The sequence below is a fragment of the Acidovorax sp. M2(2025) genome (assembly GCF_049330835.1).
Classification (GTDB): Bacteria; Pseudomonadota; Gammaproteobacteria; order Burkholderiales; family Burkholderiaceae_C; genus Acidovorax.
The window spans coordinates 4,256,484-4,275,269 of the sequence record NZ_CP186262.1; the positions used below are offsets into that span (position 1 = coordinate 4,256,484).

14 protein-coding genes are annotated in these 18,786 nt (G+C 69.7%); 1 reads left to right on the top strand and 13 read right to left on the bottom strand.

What is annotated here, in order from left to right:
• Positions 1-86 precede the first annotated feature (86 nt).
• A complete protein-coding gene (locus ACOYR3_RS19545; protein ID WP_422843963.1) occupies positions 87-1,874 on the top strand; it encodes a methyl-accepting chemotaxis protein in 1,788 nt (595 codons plus the stop codon).
• Between the two features lie 149 nt (positions 1,875-2,023).
• Here the strand turns inward: ACOYR3_RS19545 and ftsZ are convergent, their stop codons facing one another.
• The 13 genes from ftsZ to ftsL form a co-directional block, all read right to left on the bottom strand.
• On the bottom strand, positions 2,024-3,262 hold the full coding sequence (ftsZ, locus tag ACOYR3_RS19550) for a cell division protein FtsZ (RefSeq protein ID WP_422843964.1): 1,239 nt from the start codon (positions 3,260-3,262) through the stop codon (positions 2,024-2,026).
• 151 nt (positions 3,263-3,413) lie between these two features.
• Complete coding sequence (gene ftsA / locus ACOYR3_RS19555) at positions 3,414-4,643, bottom strand: cell division protein FtsA (RefSeq protein WP_291484300.1); 1,230 nt, start codon at positions 4,641-4,643, stop codon at positions 3,414-3,416.
• 102 nt (positions 4,644-4,745) lie between these two features.
• A complete protein-coding gene (locus tag ACOYR3_RS19560) occupies positions 4,746-5,567 on the bottom strand; it encodes a cell division protein FtsQ/DivIB (RefSeq protein WP_422843965.1) in 822 nt (273 codons plus the stop codon).
• A complete protein-coding gene (locus ACOYR3_RS19565) occupies positions 5,564-6,580 on the bottom strand; it encodes a D-alanine--D-alanine ligase (RefSeq protein ID WP_422843966.1) in 1,017 nt (338 codons plus the stop codon). The genes ACOYR3_RS19560 and ACOYR3_RS19565 overlap by 4 nt, the downstream gene beginning before the upstream one ends.
• On the bottom strand, positions 6,577-8,010 hold the full coding sequence (murC, locus tag ACOYR3_RS19570; RefSeq protein WP_422843967.1) for a UDP-N-acetylmuramate--L-alanine ligase: 1,434 nt from the start codon (positions 8,008-8,010) through the stop codon (positions 6,577-6,579). The genes ACOYR3_RS19565 and murC overlap by 4 nt, the downstream gene beginning before the upstream one ends.
• Positions 8,007-9,077, bottom strand: a complete 1,071-nt coding sequence (murG, locus tag ACOYR3_RS19575; protein WP_422843968.1) for an undecaprenyldiphospho-muramoylpentapeptide beta-N-acetylglucosaminyltransferase — start codon at positions 9,075-9,077, stop codon at positions 8,007-8,009. The genes murC and murG overlap by 4 nt, the downstream gene beginning before the upstream one ends.
• Positions 9,078-9,156: 79 nt before the next feature.
• Positions 9,157-10,425 carry a putative lipid II flippase FtsW gene (gene ftsW, locus ACOYR3_RS19580; RefSeq protein WP_422843969.1) on the bottom strand — a complete coding sequence of 423 codons (1,269 nt, stop codon included), beginning with the start codon at positions 10,423-10,425 and terminating at the stop codon, positions 9,157-9,159.
• The gene (locus tag ACOYR3_RS19585; RefSeq protein WP_422843970.1) at positions 10,422-12,494 is read right to left on the bottom strand and encodes a Mur ligase family protein; all 2,073 of its coding nucleotides are present in this window, start codon (positions 12,492-12,494) and stop codon (positions 10,422-10,424) included. Before ACOYR3_RS19585 ends, ftsW begins: the two co-directional genes overlap by 4 nt.
• On the bottom strand, positions 12,491-13,669 hold the full coding sequence (mraY, locus tag ACOYR3_RS19590) for a phospho-N-acetylmuramoyl-pentapeptide-transferase (RefSeq protein WP_422843971.1): 1,179 nt from the start codon (positions 13,667-13,669) through the stop codon (positions 12,491-12,493). The genes ACOYR3_RS19585 and mraY overlap by 4 nt, the downstream gene beginning before the upstream one ends.
• A 54-nt stretch (positions 13,670-13,723) precedes the next feature.
• Complete coding sequence (locus ACOYR3_RS19595) at positions 13,724-15,205, bottom strand: UDP-N-acetylmuramoyl-tripeptide--D-alanyl-D-alanine ligase (protein WP_422843972.1); 1,482 nt, start codon at positions 15,203-15,205, stop codon at positions 13,724-13,726.
• A complete protein-coding gene (locus tag ACOYR3_RS19600) occupies positions 15,202-16,713 on the bottom strand; it encodes a UDP-N-acetylmuramoyl-L-alanyl-D-glutamate--2,6-diaminopimelate ligase (protein ID WP_422843973.1) in 1,512 nt (503 codons plus the stop codon). The genes ACOYR3_RS19595 and ACOYR3_RS19600 overlap by 4 nt, the downstream gene beginning before the upstream one ends.
• Positions 16,710-18,458, bottom strand: a complete 1,749-nt coding sequence (locus tag ACOYR3_RS19605; protein ID WP_422843974.1) for a peptidoglycan D,D-transpeptidase FtsI family protein — start codon at positions 18,456-18,458, stop codon at positions 16,710-16,712. The genes ACOYR3_RS19600 and ACOYR3_RS19605 overlap by 4 nt, the downstream gene beginning before the upstream one ends.
• Positions 18,455-18,775, bottom strand: coding sequence for a cell division protein FtsL (gene ftsL, locus ACOYR3_RS19610; protein WP_422843975.1), 321 nt, complete (start codon positions 18,773-18,775; stop codon positions 18,455-18,457). The genes ACOYR3_RS19605 and ftsL overlap by 4 nt, the downstream gene beginning before the upstream one ends.
• Between the last annotated feature and the right edge of the window lie 11 nt (positions 18,776-18,786).

The window sequence follows — 18,786 nt, forward strand, 5'->3', positions numbered from 1 at the left end:
ACAATGCCGACCCGTTCACAGGAACTCCCCCCGTCCCCTGCCGCGCGCATGCGTTGCGGCGCCTTTTTTCCTTCCCAGGAGGTCTCATGAGCCAACTCAGTTTTCGAAGCAGGGTCCTGCTGATGCTTGCCACGGCCATGGGCGCGCTGCTGTTCATGGCCGCGAGCTCCCTGCTGCAGCAGCGGGCGCAGATTGTGGAATCACGCCGCGAACTGCTGACCACGGCCGTGCAATCCGCCCACAGCATCGTTGCCGCCTACCAGGCCAAGGCCGCCAGCGGCGCCATGCCGGTGGAAGAGGCCCAGAAGGCCGCCCGGGAGGCCCTGCGGGTGTCCCGGTACGGCGGCCCGGAGGGCAAGAGCGAGTACATGTACATCTGGACTCTCGATGGCGTGGGCGTGATGCACCCCATCAAGCCGGAGTGGGAAGGCCAGAACATGGTGGGCAAGGTCAAGGACGGCGCCGGCGTGGATGTCATCTCGCTGCTGGTGGAGGGCATGCGCGCCAGCAAGGATGGCAAGGCGTTCGTGTTCACCAGGTTTTCGCGCCCCGGGCAAACCACGCCCGTGCCCAAGCTGCAATACCTCATCAAGGTGGACGGATGGAACTGGATGGTGGGCTCGGGCCTGTACACCGATGACATCGACCTGCTGGTGCGCAACAAGCTGCTGTCGAACCTGGCGATCGTGCTGGTGGTGATGGTGGTGGTGGGAGCCGCCGGGATGCTGGTCGCCCGCTCGGTGCTGCGGCAGATCGGGGGCGAGCCCCGCGACGCCATCGCCGCCATGTCCGAGGTCGCCCAGGGCAACCTGGACACCACCATTCCCGCGGCCCCGGCCGGCTCGCTGCTGGACGGGCTGGCGCACATGGTGGTCTCGCTGCGGCGCCTGGTGACCGAAGTGCGCTCGGCCAGCGAGAACATTGCCACCGCGTCGAGCGAAATCGCGCAGGGCAACAACGACCTGGCCCACCGCACCGAAGACACCGCCAGCAACCTGCAAAGCACCGCCAGCAGCATGGAAGAGCTGACCAGCACCGTGCAGCAGACCTCTGACTCCGCCCAGACCGCGAACCAGATGGCCACCTCGGCCGCCTCGGTGGCCGCACGCGGCGGCGAGGTGGTGGCCCAGGTGGTGGCCACGATGCAGGAGATCAATGCCAGCAGCAACAAGATCAGCGACATCATCGGCGTGATCGATGGCATCGCCTTCCAGACCAACATCCTGGCGCTGAACGCGGCCGTCGAGGCGGCGCGCGCGGGCGAACAGGGCCGCGGATTTGCCGTGGTGGCCAGCGAGGTGCGCAGCCTGGCCGGGCGCAGTGCCGAGGCGGCCAAGGAGATCAAGGCGCTGATTGGCGCGTCCGTCGAGAAGGTGGAGTCGGGCACGCAGCTGGTGGGCCGCGCCGGCGCCACCATGACGGAGATCGTCGACAGCGTGCAGCGGGTGACGGACATCATTGGCGAGATCCGCTCGGCCACCGCCGAGCAGAGCCAGGGCATCGCCCAGGTGAACACGGCCATGAACCAGCTGGACCAGATGACCCAGCAGAACTCGGCGCTGGTGGAGGAGTCCACCGCCGCGGCCGACAGCCTGCGCGAGCAGGCGGTGAAGCTCACCCAGGTGGTGGCGCTGTTCCGCGTCAACGGCAGCACGCAGGCGGCCGCGCCGGCCTCCCCGCTGGCGCCGCGCCCGGCGCCCCGGCCGGCCCCGCCGGCAGCGCCCCGGCGCGCACCTTCCCTGGCGGCCGCCGCGGCCCCCCGTGCGGCCGCCCGCCCCAAGGCCGCTACCGCACCGGCGCTGTCGGCGCCCAGCCCCGCCCGGGCTGCGGCGGCACCCGCGTCCCGCGACAACGACGACTGGGAGTCGTTCTGAGAATGTGTTGACCCGGCGGCCGGGCTGAGGCCGGCCTTCCCGCCGCTCCCATGAAAAAACCCTGCGGTGGCATGCCACCGCAGGGTTTTCTTTTGGGGTCGCGCGAGAACCCGGCGTGCGGCGGCGTGCGTGCCGCCCCCGCCGTTTCTTCAGTCCGCCTGCTTGCGCAGGAAGGCCGGAATCTCCAGGTCGTCCATGCCGCCGGACGACAGGGCGTCCACGCGGGCGGCGGCCTGCGTGCGGTTGGTGCGCCACACGCTGGGCACGGACATGCTGCCGTAGTCGGCCTGTGCCCCGGCATGGCCGCCCTGCACCCCGGCGGCCGCGCCCAGCGCGCCCACACCCGCCACCGGGATCTGGTAGGCCATGTTGTCCGTGCCGGTGCGCAGGCCGCCCTGCACCACCGAAATCGGCTGGCGGCGCGCATTGGCGCGCGACAGGCCCGTGGCCACCACCGTAACGCGGATCTCGTCGCCCAGGGTTTCGTCATAGGCAGCGCCGAAGATCACGTGCGCATCGGTGGACGCGTAGGCGTTGATGGTGTTCATGGCCTGGCGCGACTCGGACAGCTTGAGGCTGCCCTTGCTGGCCGTGACCAGTACCAGCACGCCCTTGGCGCCCGACAGGTCGATGCCTTCGAGCAGCGGGCAGGCGATGGCCTGCTCGGCAGCGATGCGGGCACGGTCCGGGCCGCTGGCGGTGGCCGTACCCATCATGGCCTTGCCGGGCTCGCCCATCACGGTGCGCACGTCTTCGAAGTCGACGTTCACCTGGCCGTACTCGTTGATGATTTCGGCAATGCCGCCCACGGCGTTCTTGAGCACGTCGTTGGCATGGGCGAAAGCTTCGTCCTGGGTGATGTCGTCGCCCAGCACGTCCAGCAGCTTTTCGTTGAGCACCACGATCAGCGAGTCGACGTTGGCTTCCAGTTCGGCCAGGCCGTCGTCGGCGTTCTTCATGCGGCGGCCGCCCTCCCAGTCGAAGGGCTTGGTCACCACGCCCACGGTCAGGATGCCCATTTCCTTGGCCACGCGCGCGATCACGGGCGCGGCGCCCGTGCCCGTGCCGCCGCCCATGCCGGCCGTGATGAACAGCATGTGCGCGCCCTGGATGGCGTCGCGGATGTCGGCCACCGCAGCCTCTGCGGCTTCACGGGCCTTTTCCGGCTTGCCGCCCGCGCCCAGGCCGCTTCCGCCCAGCTGGATCACGCGATGGGCAGAAGTGCGGGTCAGCGCCTGCGCGTCGGTATTGGCGCTCACGAACTCCACGCCTTGCACGTTGCGCGCGATCATGTGTTCAACGGCGTTGCCGCCGCCACCGCCCACGCCGATCACCTTGATCTGGGTGCCCTGGTTGAATTCTTCGGCTTCGATCATTTCGATGGTCATCTTGGAGCTCCTGTTCTAACTTCGTATGCAATTGCCAAATTGGGAAATGGGGGTGTGAAATCTGCAAAGCGTGGCGGTCCGGTACATCGCCATCGCTTTCGCGGGTTTCGGTGCGGGCTGCCACGGGCAAGCCACAGGGGATGCTTCATGGCTAGAAGTTCCCCACGATGAAATCCTTGAACCGGCCAAAGGCGGTCTTCACCGAGCCGCTCTTTTGCGCCACCTTGAAGCCCCGCAGGCGCGCCAGCCGGGCTTCTTCGAGCAGGCCCATCACGGTGGCGGCACGGGGCTGGGCCACCATGTCGGACAACGCGCTGGAGTACTTGGGAATGCCGCGCCGCACGGGCTTGAGGAAGATGTCCTCGCCCAGCTCGATCATCCCGGGCATCACCGAGCTGCCGCCCGTGAGCACGATGCCCGAGGACAGCACTTCCTCGTAGCCCGACTCGCGCACCACCTGCTGCACCAGCGAGAAGATCTCTTCCACCCGCGGCTCGATGACGCCGGCCAGGGCCTGCTTGCTCAGCATGCGCGGGCTGCGGTCGCCCAGGCCGGGCACCTCCACCTGCGCCTCGGGGTCGGCCAGCAGCTGCTTGGCATAGCCGCTTTCCACCTTGATGTCCTCGGCGTCCTTGGTGGGCGTGCGCAGCGCCATGGCGATGTCGCTGGTGATGAGGTCGCCCGCGATCGGGATCACGGCGGTGTGGCGGATCGCACCGCCGGTGAAGATGGCCACGTCGGTCGTGCCCGCGCCGATGTCCACCACCACCACGCCCAGCTCGCGCTCGTCGTCGGTGAGCACGGCCTGGCTGCTGGCCAGCGGGTTGAGCATGAGCTGCTCCACCTCCAGGCCGCAGCGGCGCACGCACTTGATGATGTTCTCGGCCGCGCTCTGCGCGCCGGTCACGATGTGGATTTTGGCCTCCAGGCGGATGCCGCTCATGCCGATGGGCTCCTTCACGTCCTGCCCGTCGATCACGAATTCCTGCGGCTCCACCAGCAGCAGGCGCTGGTCGCTGCTGATGTTGATGGCCTTGGCGGTCTCCACCACGCGCGCCACGTCGGCGGAGGTGACTTCCTTGTCCTTGACGGCGACCATGCCGCTCGAGTTGAGGCCGCGGATGTGGCTGCCGGTGATGCCGGTGTACACGCGCTGGATCTTGCAGTCGGCCATCAGCTCGGCCTCCTTCAAGGCCTGCTGGATGCTCTGCACCGTGGCGTCGATGTTCACCACCACGCCGCGCTTGAGGCCGTTGCTGGGGGCCACGCCCAGGCCGGCCAGCTTGAGCTCGCCGCCGGGCAGCACCTCGGCCACCACGGCCATGACCTTGGCCGTGCCGATGTCCAGCCCTACCACCACGTCTTTGTACTCTCTTGCCATATCAGCCTCTGCCCTTTTCTGTTCCAACGCGCCGCCGCGCCGCGGCCCGCTTTCCTTCCCACGCCATCCTTGTCCTTGCCTGCCGGTGGTGCGCCATGGCCTTCACCTGCGCCGGCGCACGCCGCCTGTGGCGCCCGCAACCGCGCCGGCGGCATCCGGAATCACCGTGGCCACGCCCCGCAGGCGCAGCGCATACCCGCCGCTGTGGCGCAGGTCGGCCGATTCCAGGGCATCCACGCGCCGCCCGTACTGCGCCGCCACCTGGGACAGCGTGCGCGTGAAGCGCTGGGTGCGCTGCACCACCTCCTGCGGCGTGCCGCCGCCCAGCTCGATCACGGCATCACTGTCCAGGCGCACGCGCCAGCCGCCGCGGCCGGTCAGCACCAGCTCGTCCAGCTCCGCACCCAGCGGCTCGAAGACGGGCTGCAGCAGCCCGTACATCTGCAGCACCTCGGCCGATTTGCCGTCGGGGCCCTGCAGGCGCGGCAGCCCTTCCTGCTCCACGTCGCCCACGTTGGCCTCGAAGACCTCGCCCTCGCTGTTGACCATGGCCGAGCCGGATTCCGGCCCCCAGTACGCCACCGCGTCGTGTTCCTGCAGTTCCACGCGCAGGCTGCCCGGGTACACGCGCCGCACCTGCGCGCGGCGCACCCACGGCACCTGCTCGAAGGCCTTGCGGGCCGCCTGCAGATCCACGGTAAAAAAATTGCCCGCCAGGTGGGGCGCCACGTTGGCCCGCAGCGTCACCGCGTTGTTGTGCACCAGTTCCCCTTGCACCACGATGCGCGCGATGGCAAAGCCCGGGTAGCGCATCACCCACCACACCCCCGCCGCCAGCACGAGCAGGACGCAGCCCGAGAACAAGACCGAGGCGGTCAGGTTCATGAGCTTGACGTCCAGGGGCGCCGGCAGCGTGGAGGTCATGGCTGCGCCGCTCCTTGCTGCTCCGCGCCTGCGGGCGTGTCCAGGGTGGCGGCCGCCAGAATGCGCAGGCACAGCGCCTCATAGCTGATGCCGCTGGCCCGTGCGGACATGGGCACCAGCGAATGCCCGGTCATGCCGGGGGATGTGTTCATCTCCAGCAGGAAGGGCTTGCGGTCGCTCGCGCGGATCATCAGGTCCGCCCGGCCCCAGCCGCGGCAGCCCAGGGCGCGGTAGGCCGCGAGCACGATGCGCTGGATCTCGCGCTCCTCGGCCTCGGGCAGCCCGCTCGGGCACTGGTACTTCACGTCGTCGGTGAAGTACTTGTTCTGGTAGTCATAGGCACCGTCCGGCGCCACGATGCGGATCACCGGCAGCGCCCGCGCACCGGCGCCCTCGCCCAGCACGGGGCAAGTCACTTCCTCGCCTTCGATGAACTCCTCGCACAGCACGTCGGGGTCGTAGCGCGCCGACAGGGCCACCGCCTCCTGCATGTCGGAGTAGCCGCGCACCTTGGTCACGCCAATGGACGAGCCTTCGCGCGGCGGCTTCACGATCAGGGGCAGGCCCAGCTCGTCCGGCACCGTGCGCACCACCTCGCGCTGCTGGCGGTCGGGCGCCAGCCACACGTAGCGCGGCGTGGGAAGGCCCTCGGCGCTCCACACGCGCTTGGTCATCACCTTGTCCATGGCGATGGCCGAGGCCATCACGCCGGGCCCCGTGTACGGGATGCCCAGCAGTTCCAGGGCGCCCTGCACCGTGCCGTCCTCGCCATGGCGGCCGTGCAGCGCGATGAAGCAGCGGGCATAGCCGTCGCGCTTGAGGTCGCTCAGGCTCTGGTGGGCGGGGTCGAAGGCGTGGGCATCGACCCCCTGCGAACGCAATGCCTGCAGCACGCCGGTGCCAGACATCAGCGAGACCTCGCGCTCGGCCGAGGTGCCCCCCATCAGCACGGCGACCTTGCCCAGCGACTTCACATCAATGGCGGTTTGGGATTGGGATTGGGATGGTGTCATGGCGCGCTTCCTTCCAGCGCATGAAGCTCATTATTTTGTAGCAAATCGACGACCTTTCCGGGCACGGCGCCGATGGAACCGGCACCCATGCACATCACCACGTCCCCGCCGCGCGCATTCGCCGCGATGGCCTGCGGCAGATCGGCCACGTCGTCCACGAACACGGGCTCCACCCGGCCGGCCACGCGCAGCGCGCGCGCCAGCGAGCGCCCGTCCGCGGCGACCACCGGGGCCTCGCCGGCGGCATACACCTCGGTGAGCAGCACGGCGTCGGCCTGCCCGATGACCTTCACGAAATCCTCGAAACAGTCGCGCGTACGGCTGTAGCGGTGCGGCTGGAAGGCCAGCACCAGCCGCCGCCCGGGGAAGGCGCCGCGCGCCGCGGCCAAGGTGGCGGCCATTTCCACGGGGTGGTGGCCGTAGTCGTCGATCACGGTGAAGGTGCCGCCGTCCTTGGCGGGCAGGTCGCCATAGCGCTGGAAGCGCCGGCCCACCCCCTTGAAGCCCGCCAGGGCACGCTGCACGGCGTCGTCGGGAATGCTCAGCTCCACCGCCACGGCAATGGCCGACAGAGCATTGAGCACGTTGTGCTCGCCGGCCAGGTTGAGCACGATGTCCAGGTCGGGCAGCGTGACGCCGTTGCGCCGCTGCACGGTGAAGTGCATCTGCCCACCGGCGGCGCGCACGTTGATGGCGCGGACCTGCGCGTCTTCGGCAAAGCCGTAGCTCGTGACCGGGCAGGTCACGCTGGGCAGGATGTCGCGCACGGCGGGGCTGTCCACGCACAGGATGGCCGTGCCGTAGAACGGCATGCGGTGCAGGAAGTCCACGAACGCGCCCTTGAGGCGGCCGAAATCGTGGCCGTAGGTGTCCATGTGGTCCGCATCGATGTTGGTGACCACGGCCATCACGGGCAGCAGGTTCAGGAAGGACGCATCGGACTCGTCTGCCTCGACGACGATGTACTCGCCGCTGCCGAGCTTGGCATTGGCGCCGGCGCTGTTGAGCTTGCCGCCGATGACGAAGGTCGGGTCCAGCCCGGCCTCGGCCAGCACGCTGGTGACCAGGCTGGTGGTGGTGGTCTTGCCGTGGGTGCCGGCAATGGCGATGCCGCGCTTGAGGCGCATCAGCTCGGCCAGCATCAGTGCCCGCGGCACCACGGGAATCTTCTTCTCGCGCGCGGCCAGGACCTCCGGGTTGTCGGCCGTCACCGCCGTGGAGGTGACCACCGCGTCCGCGCCCTCGATGTGCGCCGCCGCGTGGCCCAGGCAGGTCTTGATGCCCAGGCCCTGCAGGCGGCGCAGCGTCGCGCTGTCGGCCAGGTCCGAGCCCGAAATGGCATAGCCCAGGTTGAACAGCACCTCGGCGATGCCGCTCATGCCGGCGCCGCCCAGGCCGACGAAGTGGATGTGGCGAATGGCGTGCTTCATGGCGCTGCAAGCTCCTCGCAGGCGGTCGCCACCTCGCGGGTGGCGTTGATTTTTTGCATGTTTTTGGCCTTCAGCGCAATATCTATAAGCGCAGGGCGCTCCAATTTCAATAGCATTTGCGACAACCCCTCGGGCGTCAGGTCGCGCTGCTGCACCAGCCAGCCGCCACCAGCGTCCACCAGGAAGCGGGCATTGGCGGTCTGGTGGTCGTCCACCGCCGAGGGGAAGGGCACGAACAGTGCGGCAGCTCCCACGGCGGCAATCTCGGTCACGGTGCTGGCCCCGGCACGGCAGACGATGACGTCGGCCTCGGCAAAGGCGCTGGCGGTGTCCTCAATGAACGGCGTGCATTCGGCCTCCACGCCCGCGGCGGCGTAGTTGGCGCGCAGTGCGTCGATCTGCGTCGCGCCGCTTTGGTGCAGCACCACGGGGCGCTGCTCGGCAGGCATCAGCGCCAGCGCCTGCGGAACGATCTCGTTGAGCGCCCGCGCGCCCAGGCTGCCGCCCACCACCAGCAGGCGCAGCGGACCGGTGCGGCCGGCAAACCGCTCGGCCGGGCCGGGCTGGCGGGTGAACGCGGCACGCAGCGGGTTGCCCACCCACTGGCCCTGCTTGAACACATTGGGGAATGCCGTGAACACACGGTCGGCCACCCCTGCCAGCACCCTGTTGGCCATGCCGGCCACCGAGTTCTGCTCGTGCAGCACCAGCGGCTTGCCGGCCAGCACGCCCATCATGCCGCCGGGGAAGGTGATGTAGCCGCCCAGGCCCACCAGCACGTCCGGCTTCACGCGCCGCACCACCTGCAGGGCCTGCCAGAATGCGCGCAGCAGGCGCAGCGGCAGCAAGGCCAGCGTGGCGAGGCCCTTGCCGCGCACGCCGGAGAAATCGATCAACTCGAGAGCGAAGCCGTGCGTGGGCACGATGCGCGACTCCATGCTGCCGGGCGCTCCCAGCCAGTGCACACGCCAGCCGCGCGCGCGCAACTCTTCCGCCACGGCGAGGCCTGGGAAGATGTGGCCGCCGGTGCCACCCGCCATGATCAAAGCGGTTTTCTGCGCGCTCATACGCGGCCTCCGCGCATCGAATGCTGCGCATTCGGCAGCGTTGCACGCTGCAGCAGCTTGTTTTGACGAAACAACCTCTTCATACGCGGCCTCCGCGCATGAGGAGCTTGTTTTCGTAATCCACGCGCAACACCACGGCCAGCGCCACCAGGTTCATCAGAATCGCCGACCCGCCAAAGCTCATCAGCGGCAGCGTGAGCCCCTTGGTGGGCAGCGCGCCCAGGTTCACGCCCATGTTGATGAAGGCCTGGAAGCCGATCCAGATGGCCACGCCCTGGGCCACCAGGCCCGAGAACACGCGGTCCAGCGCGATGGCCTGGCGGCCGATGTGCATGATGCGGCGGGTCATCCACAGGAAGAGCACGATGAGCGTGAGCACCCCGACCAGGCCGAACTCCTCGCCGATCACGGCCAGCAGGAAGTCGGTGTGGGCCTCGGGCAGCCAGTGCAGCTTTTCGACGCTGCCGCCCAGCCCCACGCCAAAGATCTCTCCACGACCAATCGCAATCAGGGAGTGCGAGAGCTGGTACCCCTTGCCCAGCGCATGCGCTTCGCTGAACGGATCCAGGTAGGCGAACACGCGCTCGCGCCGCCAGGGCGAGCTGGCGATCATGATGCCGAAGGCAGCCACCAGCACCCCTGCGATCAGGAAGAACATGCGGGCATTCACCCCGCCCAGAAACAGGATGCCCATGGCGATCACGGCCACCACCATGAAGGCGCCCATGTCGGGCTCGGCCAGCAGCAGGACGCCCACGATGGCCACGGCCGCCCCCATGGGCAGCACGGCGCGGAAGAAGCGCTCCTTCACCTCCATCTTGCGCACCATGTAGTCGGCGGCGTAGATGAGCACGGCCAGCTTGGCCACCTCGGACGGCTGGAAGCCCACCGGGCCGACCGACAGCCAGCGGCGCGCGCCGTTGACCACCTTGCCCACGCCCGGGATGAGCACAGCGATCAGCATGACCAGCGCGGCCACGAACAGCCAGGGGGCCATGCGCTCCCACAGGGCCATGGGAATCTGGAAGGCCAGCAGCGCGCCAACGAACCCCACCACCAGGTACATCACGTGGCGCGTAAGGAAGTGCGTGGAGGCGTAGTTGGCAAAGCGCGGGTTGTCCGGCATGGCGATGGAAGCCGAATACACCATCACCGTGCCCCAGGCCAGCAGGGCCACCACGACCCACAGCAGGGCCTGGTCAAACCCCAGCACGCTGGCGGGGGTGCTGGAAGACTGCCGGTATTCGGTGCCGCCCACGCGCACGGGCAGCACGTCCACGGCCTGGGGGGACGCGCCGCCGAACCAGCCGGTCAGGCGCTGCACGAGGGCGCTGGCGGACACGTTCATGCCATGCCTCCTTGCGCGGGCGCACCGGCCTCGTCGGCCAGTTCACGCACCGCGTCGCAGAACACCTGGGCGCGGTGGGCGTAGTCGCGGAACATGTCGAGGCTGGCACAGGCGGGCGACAGGAGCACGGCGTCTCCTGCATGGGCCCGCCGCGCGGCCAGCCCGACGGCCTCGGGCAAGGTGGTGGCATCCACCAGCGGCACGCCGCAATCGGCCAGTGCGGCGCGGATCTGCGGCGCGTCCCGGCCGATCAGCACCACCGCGCGGGCGTGGCGCGCGACGGGCGCGGCCAGCGGGGTGAAATCCTGTCCTTTGCCCTCGCCGCCGAGGATGACGACGATGCGGCGCTCGGCCCCCAGGCCGGAGAGGGCCGCCACGGTGGCGCCCACGTTGGTGCCCTTGCTGTCGTCGAAGTACTCCACGCCCTGGACGATGGCCACCGGCTCGACGCGGTGCGGCTCGCCCCGGTACTCGCGCAGGCCGTACAGCTGCGGGGCCAGCGTGCAACCCGCGGCCGACGCCAGGGCCAGGGCAGCCAGGGCGTTCAGGGCGTTGTGCCGGCCACGGATGCGCAAGGCGTCGGACGGCATCAGGCGCTGCAGGTGCAGGTCTTCCACCGCGTCGCTGCGGCCGCGCTTGCGGGTCTCGTCGCCGTCCATCGCGCGCACCAGCCAGGGCATGCCGCTGATGACCTCGATGCCGAAGTCGCCGGGGCGCTGCGGCAGGTCGGCCCCGAAGGTGACATGGGGGCGCAGCTGCGGCTTTTGCAGCTTGACCTTCGCGGGCGGCGGCACAGGCTGGGCAGCCCCCACGCTTGCCACTGCGTGTGCTGCGCTGCCCCCCAGGGGGGCCGCTGCCGCCTTCGGGCGGCCGGGCGGCGGCAGCATGCGCATCACCTCGGCGTCGTCGCGGTTGAGCACCATCAGCGCGCCCTGGCCGAAGATGCGCGCCTTGGCTGCGGCATACGCGGCCATGTCGCCGTGCCAGTCCAGGTGGTCCTGCGTGACGTTCAGCACCGCGGCGGCGGTAGGCTCGAAGCCACCCTCGCCGCTGCGCACGCCGTCGAGCTGGAAGCTCGACAGCTCCAGCACCCAGACCTCGGGCAGCAGGCCCGCGTCCACATGCTGCGCCAGCGTGTCCAGCAGCGTCGGGCCGATGTTGCCCGCCACGGCCACGCGCCGGCCTGAGCGTTCGATGAGCTGCCCCGTGAGCGAAGTCACGGTGGTCTTGCCGTTGGTGCCGGTGATGGCCAGCACGGCGGGCGTGTAGCCCTGCGACACGCGCAGCGCGTGCAGGGCCGACGAAAACAGGTCCAATTCGCCTCCAACGCTTGTCCCACAAGCGCTGGCAGCTATCACAACAGGAGCAATCGCAGCCGGACTCAGCCCCGGCGAGCGGAACACCGCGTCCAGCGCCTGGCCCTCGACCAGGCCGGCGTCGAACGCGCCGCACACCAGGCGCACCTGGGGCAGCTCCTGCGCCAGCACCCCGCGCTGGGGCGGCGCCTCGCGCGTGTCCGCCACGGTGACGTCGGCGCCGCAGCGCACGCACCAGCGCGCCATGGCCAGGCCGGAGGCGCCCAGCCCCAGGATGAGCACCCGCTGGCCTTGCAGCAGCTGCGCCAGCACGTCGGTAGCGGAGGCGGCCGGGGGTTCCGGGGCCTGCGGGGCGTCGGCGGCCGGGGCGTCGGCCGCTGGCTCGGGCGGTTCGGCCGCGGGGGCCTCGGGAGCGTTCACGTCCGCGAAGATCTGGGCCACAAAGTCGGCGGCAGCTTTGGCGGCCGAGACTGCGGGCGGCTTCTCCGGGTCCCACGCGGGTTTGCCGGCCGCGGCGGCAGGGGCCGGCGCGGGCTCGGCGGGCGACGGCCCAGGGTCCTGCTGCGCCACCACGTCAGCGGCCACGCCCGTGTCCACGGCCGCGGCAGGCACGCTGCCGTCCTGCACCGAGGGCGGCTCCGCCGGCACGGGCTGCGGCTCTGCGGCGCGCACCGGCGCCGCCAGCCCGGCCGCAGGCGGCAAGGGGGCGGGCACGGCGGTCGCGCCGGGGGGCAGGGTGTCGTCGGTGTTCATCGCAGCTTCAGGGTGGACAGGCCGATCAGGCACAGCAGCATGGTGATGATCCAGAAGCGCACGACCACCTGGGTCTCCTTCCAGCCGCTCTTTTCAAAGTGGTGGTGCAGCGGCGCCATCTTGAGCAGCCGCCGGCCCTCGCCATAGCGCTTCTTGGTGAACTTGAACCAGGTGACCTGCAGCATCACCGACAGCGCCTCAACGACGAAGATGCCGCCCATGATGGCCAGCACGATTTCCTGGCGCACGATGACGGCGATGGTGCCCAGGGCCCCGCCCAGCGCCAGTGCGCCCACGTCGCCCATGAAGACCTGGGCCGGGTGCGCGTTGAACCACAAAAAGGCCAGCCCCGCGCCCGCCATGGCCGCGCAGAAGATCAGCAGCTCGCCCGAGCCGGGGATGTGCGGGAAGAACAGGTACTTGGAATACACCGAGCTGCCGGTGACGTAGGCGAACACGCCCAGGGCGGAACCCACCATCACCACGGGCATGATGGCCAGGCCGTCCAGGCCGTCGGTCAGGTTCACGGCATTGCTGGAACCCACGATGACCAGGTAGGTCATGACGACGAAGCCCAGCACGCCCAGCGGGTAGCTGATCTCCTTGAAGAACGGCAGCTGCAGCCCGGCCTTGGGCGGCAGATCGAGAGAGAAGCCCGACTGCACCCAGGCGACGAACAGCTCCCACACCTTGGCGTTGGAGCTCTCCGAAATGCTGAACGCCAGGTACAGCGCAGCCAGCAGGCCGATGACCGACTGCCAGAAATACTTCTCGCGCGAGCGCATGCCCTCGGGGTCCTTGTTGACCACCTTGCGCCAGTCGTCCACCCAGCCGATGGCGCCAAAGCCCAGCGTGACGATGAGCACGATCCACACGAAACGGTTGGACAGGTCGAACCACAGCAGCGTGGAGATCGCGATCGACAGCAGGATCAGCACGCCGCCCATGGTGGGCGTGCCGCTCTTGGAAAGGTGCGTCTGCAGCCCGTAGCCGCGGATGGGCTGCCCGATCTTGAGCGAGGTGAGCACGCGGATCACCTTGGGGCCGGCCACCAGGCCGATGAGCAGCGCCGTCATGGCCGCCATCACCGCACGGAAGGTGAGGTACTGGAACACGCGGAAGAAGCCGAACTCGGGCGACAGGCCCTGCAGCCATTGCGACAGCATCAGCAGCATGGCGCACCTCCGGCCCTGCGCTGGGCGGTGGCGCCGTGCGGGGCGCGGGCAGAGTCACGCAGTTGCGCCATGGTGCCCCTCCGTTGCCGCATTGCGTGGTTGTTGTTGTTCTGGTGCCTGCTGCGGCACGGCTGCGGCAGAGGCGATCGCCTCCACCACCTGTTCCATCTTCATGAATCGCGATCCCTTGACCAGCACGCTGCCCACGGTGGGCAGGGCGTCGCGCACTGCGGCCTGCAGTGCGCCCATATCGTTGAAAACCCGGGCGCTGTTGCCGCTGCCGCTGCTGTCAAAGGCCGCTGCGGCATGCGCCGACTGCGCCCCCAGCACAAACAAGTGCGCAATGCCGGCGGCGCGCGCATGTGCACCCGCCTCGGCATGGAACTGTGGCCCCTGGTCGCCCACCTCGCCCATGTCGCCCATCACCATCAGCTGCGGGCCGGGCAGTTCGGCCAGCACGTCGAGGGCGGCGCGCATGGAGTCGGGGTTGGCGTTGTAGGTGTCATCCACCACGGTGATGTCGCGGTCCGCGACACGCTGGCTGAAAGCGCGCGAACGGCCCTTGACCGGCACGAAATCCTGCAGCCCCTGCGCGATCGCCGGCAACGGAACGCCCGCCGCCAGGGCGCAGGCGGCAGCGGCCAGCGCGTTGGTCACGTTGTGGCGCCCGGCAATGTGCAGGCGGGTAGAGAAGCCGCCCTGCGGCGTGCCCACCTCGACGGCCCAGGCGCCCTGCTCCCAGGCCGCCCGCCGGCAGGTCACGTCGCCGGCGTCGCCGAAGGTGAGCGTGCGGCGCCCCTGCGCCAGCGTTTGCCACAGGCCGGTAAAGGCATCGCCTGCGGGGAACACGGCCACGCCGTCGGCGGGCAGGCTGGCAAACACCGAGCCGTTCTCGCGCGCCACCGCCTCCACCGTGTGCATGAACTCCAGGTGCTCGCGCTGCGCGTTGTTCACCAGCGCCACCGTGGGCTGCGCCATGGCGGCCAGGCGGGCAATCTCGCCCGGGTGGTTCATGCCCATCTCGATCACGGCCGCGCGGTGGGCGGCCGTGAGGCGCAGCAGCATCAGCGGCACGCCGATGTCGTTGTTGAAGTTGCCCTGGGTGGCAAAGGCCGCGTCGCCCTGCCAGGCGCGCAGGATGGACGCGATCATCTGCGTGACCGTGGTCTTGCCATTGCTGCCCGTCACGCCGATCAGCGGCAGGCTGCGCTGCGCACGCCACGCGGTGGCCAGCGCGCCCAGGGCTGCCAGGGTGTCGGGCACCTCGATGCCGGCCAGCCCGGCCGCCTCCAGCCCGCCGTGGGCCAGGGCCGCCGCGGCGCCGCCGGCGCGCGCATCGGCCAGGAAGGCGTTGGCATCGAAGCGTTCGCCCTTAAGGGCCACGAACAGGTCGCCCGCCTGCAGCGTGCGCGTGTCGGTGTGCACACGCGCCAGCGGCGTGGCGCCGTCGCCCACCAGGCGCGCGGCGGGCACGCGGGGCTGAACCAGGGCCAAGGCCTGCTGCAGGGTCAACATCGTGCCAGTTGGGGCGGTCATGCGGCGGCTCCTCGGGCCTGCAGCGCGGCGCGCGCATGGGCCAGGTCGGAGAACGGAACGCGCACGCCCGCGGTCTCCTGGGTGTCTTCGTGGCCCTTGCCGGCGATCAGCACCACATCGGCGGGGCCGGCTTCGGCAATGGCCTGCGCAATGGCGGCGGCGCGGTCGGGTTCGGCCTGCACGGTGCTGCCGGCAATCGTGCCCTGCAGGATCTGGTGCAGGATGGCGGCGGGGTCTTCGCTGCGCGGGTTGTCGCTGGTCACCACCACACGGTCGGCGTGCCGCTGGGCCACGGCGCCCATCAGCGGGCGCTTGCCGGCGTCGCGGTCGCCGCCGCAGCCGAACACGCACCACAGCTGGCCCCCGCGCTCCTGCGCAATGGGGCGCAGCGCCAGCAGGGCCTTGTCGAGCGCGTCGGGCGTGTGGGCGTAGTCCACGGCCACCAGGGGGTGTCCGGAGGTATGGATCTGCTCCATGCGGCCGGGCACGGGCGTGAGCTGGGCGCAGGCATACAGCGCATGCTCCAGCGGCACGCCCAGCGCGCGCAGGCCGGCCAGCACGCCCAGCAGGTTGGACACGTTGTACAGCCCGATCACGCGGGTCTGCAGCACATGCGTGTGCACGCCCTCGGCGACGGTGAAGCGCAGGCCGCCCTCGCCCATGGCGATGTCGCGCGCGGCCAGGCGGGCCGGGCCGGTGATGGAGATGCTCCACAGGTCCAGCATGCGTCCGGCCAGCGAGGCGTGCAGCTCGGCGCCACGCGGATCGTCGGTGTTGACCACGGCCGCCTGCAGCCCCGGCCAGTCGAACAGGATGCTCTTGGCCTGCCAGTAGGCGGCCATGCCCGGGTGGTAGTCCAGATGGTCCTGGGTGAAGTTGGTGAACAGCGCCACGCGGATGCGCGTGCCCACCAGCCGGTGCTCGGCCAGGCCGATGGACGAGGCCTCGATGGCGCAGGCTGTGCGGCCCGCGTCGGCAAACTGCTGGAAGGCGCGCTGCAGCCGCACGGGGTCGGGCGTGGTCATGCCGGTGCTGCTGAGGGCTGGCGGCGTACCCATGCCCAAAGTGCCCACCAGCGCGCATCCCCCCTGCGCAACCAGCTCTTTTTTTGATAGCAAATTCAGCGCCTCGGCCAGCCACCATGCGGTGCTGGTCTTGCCGTTGGTGCCGGTCACGGCCAGCACGTCCAGGCGCTGGCTGGGCTGCTCGAACCATTCCGCCGCAATCAGGCCGGTGGCAGCCTTCAGGCCGCCCAGTGCCGCCACGGGCAGGCCGTTGAGCACAAAGGCGTCCGCCCCGTCCTGCTCGACCAGGCATGCCACGGCACCCCGCGCCAGTGCGTCGCCAATGTGCGCGCGGCCGTCCGTCGCAGCTCCGGGCCAGGCGATGAACGCATCGCCCGGGCGAACCAGGCGGCTGTCGGTCTGCAGCGTGCCCGTGACACGCTCGCGCAGCCAGGCGACGGCTTCCTGCACCGAGGCCAGCAAGGGCACCGTGGACGGCGTCATAGCGATTCCTCCACCGCGTTGGCCACGATCTGCGGCTTGACGGCCATGTCGGGCTGCACGCCCATCATGCGCAGCGTCTGCTGCACCACCTCGCTGAACACGGGTGCGGCCACCAGGCCGCCGTACACCTGCCCGGCGCTGGGCTCGTCGATCATCACGGCCACGATGATGCGCGGCTTGTCGATGGGCGCCATGCCGGTGAACCATGCCCGGTACTTGCCCGAGGCGTAGTTCTTGCCCACCTGCTTGCGCGCCGTGCCGGACTTGCCGCCCACCGAGTAGCCCAGCGTCTGGGCCTTCTGGCCGGTGCCGCCGGGGCCGGCGGCCATCTGCAGCATCTTGCGGACCTGGTCGGCCGTGCGCTCGGAGAACACGGGCACGCCCACGGCGGGCTCGCTGGTCTTGAGCATGGTGGCGGGAATCACCCGCCCGCCGTTGGCGAACACGGTGTACGAGCGCGCCATCTGGAACAGGCTGGCCGACAGGCCGTAGCCATACGACATGGTGGCCTGCTCCACCGGGCGCCAGGTCTTGTAGGGCCGCAGCCGCCCCGTGACCACGCCCGGGAAGTGCAGTTGCGGCTTCTGCCCGAAGCCCGCGGCCGAGAAGGTCTCCCACATCTCGCGCGCGGGCATCTGCATGGCGATCTTGGTGGTGCCCACGTTGCTGGACTTCTGGATCACGCCTTCCACCGTGAGCACGCCGTAGTTGTGCGTGTCCGAGATGGTGGAGCCCGTGATGGTGATGCGGCCCGGGTTGGTGTCCACGATGGTGTCGGGGCGCACGCGGCCGGTCTCCAGCGCCAGCCCGATGGTGAACGGCTTCATGGTGGAGCCGGGCTCGAACACGTCGGTGAGCGCGCGGTTGCGCAGCTGCTCGCCGGTGAGGTTCTGGCGCTTGTCGGGCACGTAGCTGGGGTAGTTGGCCAGCGCCAGCAGCTCGCCGGTGTGGGCGTCCAGCACCACCACGCTGCCGGCCTTGGCCTTGTGCGCGGTCACCTGGTCGCGCAGCTTCTGGTAGGCGAAGAACTGCACCTTGCTGTCGATGGACAGCTGCATGTCCTTGCCATCCACGGGCGGCACGGTCTCGCCCACGCCTTCGACCACGCGGCCCAGGCGGTCCTTGATCACGCGGCGCGAACCGGGCTTGCCCGCCAGGTCCTTGTCGAACGCCAGCTCCATGCCTTCCTGGCCATGGTCTTCCACGTTGGTAAAGCCCACCACGTGCGCGGCGGCCTCGCCCTCGGGGTATTGGCGCTTGTATTCCTTGCGCTGGTAGATGCCCTTGATGTCCAGCTTGGCGATCTGCTGGCCCACGTCCCAGTCCAGCTGGCGCTTGACCCAGACGAAGGTCTTGTCCTCGTCGGCCAGCTTTTTCTGCAGCTCGGCCAAGGGCATGTCGAGCAGCTTGGCCAGCTCCTTGAGCTTGGCCTGCACCTCGGGCTTGTCATGCTCCACGTCTTCGGGAATGGCCCAGATGCTGGCCGCGGGGACGCTGGAGGCCAGGATCAGCCCGTTGCGGTCCAGGATCTTGCCGCGGTTGGCGGGCAGCTCCAGCGTGCGCGCAAAGCGCACCTCGCCCTGGCGCTGGAAGAACGCATTGCCAAACACCTGCACATAGGCGGCACGCCCGGCCAGGCCCAGAAAGCCCAGCGCGATCGCGGCCACGATGAACTTGCTGCGCCATACGGGCGTCTTGCTGGCCAGCAGGGGGCTGGCGGTGTAGACCACGCTGCGGCGGCTCATGGCGACCCCCCTGCGGCGCTGGCCGGTGCGGCAGCCGCTGCGGCCGCTGCGCCCTGCGGGTCGGACACATACTGCGTGATGGCCGGCGTGGCCGTGCGCATGTTGAGTTGGGCGCGCGCAATCTTCTCCACGCGCAGCGGCGTGGCCTGTGCGCGCTTTTCCACCTGCAGGCGCTGGTTCTCGGTTTCCAGCCGGCGGGCCTCGGCCGTGGCGCGGTCCAGCTCGGTGAACAGGCGGCGCGACTCGTACTGGGTGTGCACCAAATAGATGGCGCTGGCCAGCACGGCCATGAGCAGGACGACGTTGAGCCTGGTCATGCCCCGCTACC